The following is a 5,721-nucleotide window of genomic DNA, read 5'->3' as shown; positions in this document are numbered from 1 at the left end:
GGCCCGCAGCAGGCGACCGAGACCCTGCGCACCGGCCTCGCCATGGGCGCCGACCGCGGCGTGCTGGTCAAGACCGACGAGACCGTCGAACCTCTGGCGGTCGCCAAGATCCTGAAGGCGGTGGCGCTGGAAGAACAGCCGGGCCTCATCATCCTCGGCAAACAGGCGATTGATGATGACTCCAACCAGACCGGCCAGATGCTCGCCGCATTGCTCGGCTGGGGCCAGGGCACTTTCGCCTCCAAGGTCGAATTGGCCGATGGCTCGGTCGACGTCACCCGCGAGGTCGACGGCGGCTTGCAGACGGTGAGCTTGAAGACGCCGGCGGTGGTCACCACCGACCTGCGCTTGAACGAGCCGCGCTACGCCTCGCTGCCGAACATCATGAAGGCCAAGAAGAAGCCGATCGCCGAAAAGACGCCCGCCGATTACGGCGTTGACGTCACGCCGCGTCTGAAGGTGCTGAATACCACGGAGCCGCCGACCCGCAAGGCCGGCGTGAAAGTGGGCTCGGTCGCCGAGCTGGTGTCGAAGTTGAAAGATGCGGGGGCGCTCTGATGACGATTCTTCTCCTGGCCGAAGTGCATAACGGCCATCTCAACGATTCCACCGCCAAGGCTTTGACCGCCGCCGCGCAGCTCGGCGGCCCGGTGCATATTCTGGTCGCCGGCGCGGGCGATGAAGCCGCCAATTCCGCCGCAAAACTCTCGGGCGTGGACAAGGTGCTGACGGCTGGCGGCGACGCTTTTTCGCACGGCCTGGCCGAGCCTCTGGCCGATCTGATCGTGGCGCTGGCGCCGTCCTATGACGCCATCGTCGCCCCGGCGACCTCGACCGGCAAGAACGTGCTGCCGCGCGTCGCCGCCTTGCTCGACGTGGCGCAGGTGTCGGAAATCTCCAAGGTGGTGTCGCCCGACACGTTCGAGCGCCCGATCTATGCCGGCAACGCCGTGCAGACGGTGCAGGCGACCGATTCCAAGAAGGTGATCACGGTGCGCACCTCCACCTTCGCCGCGACGGCCGAAGGCGGTTCGGCGGCGATCGAGGCGGTTTCGGGTCCGGCTGAGGCGGGGCTGTCGAGCTTCAAGAGCGAGGCGCTCGCCGTTTCGGATCGTCCGGAGCTGACCTCGGCGAAAGTCATCATCTCGGGCGGCCGGGCGATGCAGAACGCCGAGAATTTCAAGACCTATATCGAGCCGGTGGCCGACAAGCTCGGCGCGGCCATGGGCGCCTCGCGCGCGGCCGTCGACGCCGGCTATGCGCCGAACGACTGGCAGGTCGGTCAGACCGGCAAGGTGGTGGCGCCGGAGCTTTACATCGCGGTGGGGATTTCCGGCGCGATCCAGCATCTCGCCGGCATGAAAGACTCCAAGGTCATCGTCGCCATCAACAAGGACGAGGAAGCCCCCATCTTCCAGGTCGCCGACTATGGCCTCGTCGCCGATCTCTACAGCGCGCTGCCGGAACTCAAGGACGAACTCGCCAAAATCGGACGTTAGGCTAAATGCGGCGGCGGCGATTGTGACCTATGATCGCCGCCGCTTTCATGAACCGCTCAGGAATGGATCATGGCCTTCGAAATTCGCAAAATCGGCATCGTCGGCTCTGGCCAAATGGGCAGCGGCATAGCGCAGGTCAGCGCGCTCGCCGGTTTTGACGTCATCATGAATGACCTTTCGGAGGACCGGATTCACGGCGCCATCGCCAAGATCGACGGCAATCTGAACCGCCTTGTCGAGCGCGACGCCCTGAGCGCCGCGGACAAGGCGACGGCCATAGCGCGCATCAAACCGGCGCCGACCTTCAACGATCTCGCCGACGCCGATCTCGTCATCGAGGCGGCCACGGAGAATGAAGAGGTCAAGCGCGCCATCCTGGCGGAGGTTTGCCTTCCGCTGAAAGCCGAAACGATCATCGCGACCAATACGTCGTCGATTTCGATCACCCGCCTGGCCTCGACCACCAATCGCGCCAGCCGCTTCATCGGCATTCATTTCATGAATCCCGTTCCGCGCATGCAATTGGTCGAGCTTATTCGCGGCATTGCGACGGAGGACGAAACCTTCACCGCCGCCCGCGCCTATATCGAGAAGCTGCACAAGACCGTGACGGTGTCGGAGGATTTCCCGGCTTTCATTGTCAATCGTATCCTGCTGCCGATGATAAACGAGGCGATCTACACCCTTTACGAGGGGGTCGGCACGGTCGACGCCATTGATACCGCGATGCGGCTCGGCGCGAACCATCCGATGGGCCCGCTCCAGCTCGCCGATTTCATCGGTCTCGACACCTGCCTGTCGATCATGCAGGTGCTGCATGAGGGTCTGGCCGATTCGAAATACCGGCCCTGCCCGCTGCTGGTGAAATATGTCGAGGCCGGCTGGCTCGGCCGCAAAGCGCAGCGCGGCTTCTACGACTATCGCAGCGGCGCGCCGATCCCGACGCGATAAAACGACGCAGCGGCGGGAAATTATCGCCAAAGCCTTCACAAAGGCGTCATCGGCACTATACATTATCCGCATCCAAGAATCGGCTCGTCAATCGAGTCGTTTTTAAGGAGGCGGCCAATGTCTGGTCAGACTCAGTCGACGCCCAAAGCGGGGCTTCGCCCGGCGCGCCTTTCTTTTGCCCCCGATTCCGCCTGTGCTGCCGATTCCGCGCGCGCAGCGCATCATCCCAAAAGCGCGGCGCGCCATCCCAGGAAAGGGAGGGCGGCGTGATGGCCGCCGTTCTGCAGAAGCGCCTTGTGGCGCTCGATGCGGAAACGGCGGGCGCCCCGGCCGCGCTTCGGCGGCTCTCCTCTCAACGACCCGACCAGCGGATCCCGTTTGACGACGCCCTTCATCGGGCGTTTGATGGATTTCTCGTCCGAACCCTGCGGGGAGGCGCATGAACGCCGCGGTCGCCAATCTACGCACGCTCGTTCTCAACGCCGACATGCAGCCGGTGAGCTGGGCGCCGTTGTCGATCTGGAGCTGGCAGGACGCTTTGGTCGCCTTGCTGAAGGGCCGGGTCTATCCCGTCGCGACCTATGAAGACGTCGTCGTGCGTTCCGCCAACAAATCCTTCGAAGTGCCGTCGGTCGTCGCGCTGAAGGCCTATCACCGCCGCAAGACCATCGCCTTCACGCGCTATCATGTCTTCTTGCGCGACGAATTCACCTGCCAATATTGCGGGCAGAAAGCGCTGGCCAAGGATTTGACCTTCGATCACGTCCTTCCGCGATCCAAGGGCGGCCACACCACCTGGTCGAATATCGTGGCCTGCTGCCAGCGCGACAATCTGCTGAAGGCGGACATGACGCCCAAACAGGCGGGGCTGAAGCTCCGGCGCCCGCCCTTCGAGCCGACGCCCTATCAACTGGACATGATCGCGCGCCGCGTTCCGCAGGCGAATAGCGAATTGCACAAGACCTGGAACGACTTCCTGTATTGGGACGCCGAACTCGAGGTCTAGGGTCGGTTGACCTTCGGCCCATGCTCATTCCGCCGCCGTGGGTTCGCCGACCGGAGCCTGCGCCTCGCCCGCCGCGCGCGGCAGCGAAAGGCCGATGATCAGGTCGTAGAGCGCCGGAATGACGATCAGCGTCAGCAGGGTTGACGAAACCATGCCGCCGATCATCGGCACGGCGATGCGCTGCATGACCTCGGAGCCCGCGCCCGTGCTCCACAGGATCGGCAGCAGCCCTGCCGTGATCGCGGCGACCGTCATCATTTTTGGCCGGACGCGTTCGACCGCGCCGATCATGACCGCCCTGTGCAGATCGGCGCGCCCGAACGGCCTGCCGACGGCGGCGCATTGCGCCGCGACCTCCCGCCGCGCCTGATCCAGATAGATCAGCATCACGACGCCGGTCTCGGCTGCGACGCCGGCGAGCGCGATGAAGCCGACCGCCACGGCGACCGACATGTTAAAGTCAAGCCACCACATCAGCCAGACGCCGCCGACCAGAGCGAAAGGCAGCGAGGCCATGACGATCAGGGTCTCGGTGAGCCGCTGGAAATTGAGATAGAGCAGCAGGAAGATCACGAGCAGCGTGATCGGCGCGACGATTTTCATCTTCGCGGCGGCGCGCTCCATATATTCGAACTGCCCGCTCCAGGCGACGTAATAGCCCGGCGGGAACGGGACCGACCCGGCCACGGCCTGCCGCGCCTCGGCGACGTAGGACGCGATGTCGCGGTCGCGGACATCGACATAGACATAGGCCGCGAGCTGGCCGTTCTCGGTGCGGATCGCGGTCGGCCCGCGCACCAATTCAACCTTGGCGACCTCTCCGAGCGGCGCGGTCCCGCCGGTCGGCAAGGGAACCAGAACCTCATTCGCGATCGCTCGAGGGTCAGAGCGGAAGTCGCGCGGATAGCGGATCGTGACGCCATAGCGTTCGCGGCCCTCGACCGTTGTCGTCACGGTCTCGCCGCCTAAAGCCGTCGCAATCACCTCCTGAACGTCGCCGATGGTCAGGCCGTAACGCGCCAGGGCGGAGCGATCGGGGACGATTTCGAGGTAATAGCCGCCGATGATCCGTTCGGCATAGGCGCTCGACGTTCCGGGAACCTTTTTCAGAACGGTTTCGACCTGCCGCGCCAGGGCCTCGATCTGATTGAGATCGCGCCCGAAAATCTTGACGCCGACCGGCGTGCGTATGCCGGTCGAGAGCATGTCGAGGCGGCCCTTGATCGGCATGGTCCAGGCGTTCGACACGCCGGGAAATTGCAGGGCCGCATCCATTTCCGCGACCAGCTTGTCGATGGTCAGGCCCGGCCGCCATTGCTCTTTCGGCTTGAGCTGGATCACAGTCTCGAACATTTCGGTCGGCGCCGGATCGGTCGCGCTGGAGACGCGGCCCGCCTTGCCATAGGCCGATTCGACCTCGGGAAAGCTCTTGATGATCCGGTCTTGCCGCTGCAACAGCTCGGCCGCCTTGGTGACCGAAAGGCCGGGCAAGGTCGTCGGCATATAGAGCAGCGCGCCCTCGTTCAGCGTCGGCATGAATTCGCCGCCGATCTGGCGCGCGGGCCAAATCGTGATGGCGAGCGCCCCCAATGCCAGCAGGATCGTCAGCACGCGAGCGCGCAGCACCAGCCGGATCGCCGGACGATAAAGCGCGATCAGCAGGCGGTTGATCGGATTCCGGCTTTCGGCGATGATTTTTCCGCGCACGAAAATCACCATCAGCGCGGGGACCAGCGTCACCGACAACAGCGCCGCCGCCGCCATGGCGAAGGTCTTGGTATAGGCCAGCGGGCCGAACAGCCGCCCCTCCTGCGATTCCAGCGTGAAAATCGGCAGGAAGGACACGGTGATGACCAGCAGGCTGAAGAACAGAGCCGGCCCGACCTCGGTCGCCGCCTCGATAAGGATGTCGAGCCTCGGCTTGCCCGGCGGCGCCCGCTCCAGATGTTTGTGGGCGTTTTCGATCATCACGATGGCCGCGTCGACCATGGCGCCGATGGCGATAGCTATGCCGCCGAGGCTCATGATATTGGCGCCGAGGCCAAGCGCCTTCATCGCCGCAAAGGCCATCAGCACGCCGACCGGCAGCATGAGAATGGCGACCAGCGCGCTGCGGACATGAAGCAGGAAAATCACGCAGACCAGCGCGACGATCAGGCTTTCCTCGAACAAAGTGTGACGCAAGGTGTCGATCGCCGCGAGGATCAATTGCGAGCGGTCATAGACCGGGACGATCTCCACGCCCTTGGGCAGGCTCGGCGCCAG

General features: G+C 64.3%; 6 protein-coding genes. 5 read left to right on the top strand and 1 reads right to left on the bottom strand.

The window, feature by feature from the left end:
• From ACE3S9_RS13750 to ACE3S9_RS13730, 5 genes are all read left to right on the top strand, one after another.
• Window positions 1-558, top strand: a 558-nt coding sequence (locus ACE3S9_RS13750) for an electron transfer flavoprotein subunit beta/FixA family protein (protein ID WP_374547040.1), incomplete at its 5' end; no start/stop codon positions are given.
• The gene (locus tag ACE3S9_RS13745; RefSeq protein ID WP_374547039.1) at window positions 558-1,499 is read left to right on the top strand and encodes an electron transfer flavoprotein subunit alpha/FixB family protein; all 942 of its coding nucleotides are present in this window, start codon (window positions 558-560) and stop codon (window positions 1,497-1,499) included. The genes ACE3S9_RS13750 and ACE3S9_RS13745, both read left to right, overlap by 1 nt.
• A 69-nt stretch (window positions 1,500-1,568) precedes the next feature.
• Complete coding sequence (locus tag ACE3S9_RS13740; protein WP_374547038.1) at window positions 1,569-2,450, top strand: 3-hydroxybutyryl-CoA dehydrogenase; 882 nt, start codon at window positions 1,569-1,571, stop codon at window positions 2,448-2,450.
• Window positions 2,451-2,719: 269 nt separating this feature from the next.
• The gene (locus ACE3S9_RS13735) at window positions 2,720-2,893 is read left to right on the top strand and encodes a hypothetical protein (RefSeq protein WP_374547037.1); all 174 of its coding nucleotides are present in this window, start codon (window positions 2,720-2,722) and stop codon (window positions 2,891-2,893) included.
• Window positions 2,890-3,456, top strand: coding sequence for an HNH endonuclease (locus ACE3S9_RS13730; protein ID WP_374547036.1), 567 nt, complete (start codon window positions 2,890-2,892; stop codon window positions 3,454-3,456). Before ACE3S9_RS13735 ends, ACE3S9_RS13730 begins: the two co-directional genes overlap by 4 nt.
• A 24-nt stretch (window positions 3,457-3,480) precedes the next feature.
• On the opposite strand, the gene ACE3S9_RS13725 is transcribed toward ACE3S9_RS13730, so the two are convergent.
• Window positions 3,481-5,721, bottom strand: a 2,241-nt coding sequence (locus ACE3S9_RS13725) for an efflux RND transporter permease subunit (protein WP_374547035.1), incomplete at its 5' end; no start/stop codon positions are given.

The organism is Rhodoblastus sp. (genome assembly GCF_041915505.1).
GTDB lineage: Bacteria > Pseudomonadota > Alphaproteobacteria > Rhizobiales > Beijerinckiaceae > Rhodoblastus.
The sequence above is the reverse complement of the archived record's forward strand: the minus strand, read 5'-3'. Positions and strand labels throughout refer to the sequence as shown.